At 65.8% G+C, this 582-nt stretch carries 2 protein-coding genes; both read left to right on the top strand.

The window, feature by feature from the left end; all coding sequences use genetic code 11:
- Positions 1-294 (top strand): sigma-70 family RNA polymerase sigma factor (locus HIJ39_RS23335; protein ID WP_169103400.1); only part of this gene is annotated, 294 nt, incomplete at its 5' end.
- Positions 295-315: 21 nt separating this feature from the next.
- Positions 316-582 (top strand): PP2C family protein-serine/threonine phosphatase (locus tag HIJ39_RS23330; protein ID WP_207711904.1); only part of this gene is annotated, 267 nt, incomplete at its 3' end.

The following is a 582-nucleotide window of genomic DNA, read 5'->3' as shown; positions in this document are numbered from 1 at the left end:
CTCGGCGATCTCGTAGCCGGCTCCGCGGATGATGCCGTGTGGAGTCGGCTACAACACCGCGCGCAGCAAGAGGCGGTCGATCACCTCTTGGAAATTCTAACGCCCCGCGAAGCCGATGTGCTGCGGCTGCGATACGGGATCGCCGGTGCACCGATGACGCTGCAGGAAGTGGGCGAGGTCTTTCACCTCACCCGCGAGCGCATCCGGCAAATTGAAGCCAAAGCCCTGAAGAAATTGCAGTCTTGGGTCTCGCGGCATCCGGAATTCGGGCTGCGCGACTTGATGACCGACTAACGCGAAGGGAGCGTGGCACGCATGGAACGCACCGTGGTCCGAATTGAAGGGGGGCAGGCGCTCGGGCAACGCCAACGCCAAGAAGATGCGTGGGGTGGCGGCGAGATGACCGGCGGTTGCTGGGCTGCCGTGGCCGATGGGCTCGGCGGACACCGAGAGGGCGATCGCGCCTCACGAACCGCCATCGACGCCATCCGGGAGCACATGCGCACCATGCCGCTCCCGGCTGATGCCGACTGGAGCGCGTGGCTGGAGTCGGGTGTGATGTCCGCCCACCGCGCGGTCGAA

It is taken from the genome of Sulfobacillus harzensis (assembly GCF_012933365.1).
Taxonomy (GTDB): domain Bacteria; phylum Bacillota; class Sulfobacillia; order Sulfobacillales; family Sulfobacillaceae; genus Sulfobacillus_B; species Sulfobacillus_B harzensis.
This window is presented reverse-complemented; position numbering and strand designations above follow the sequence as displayed.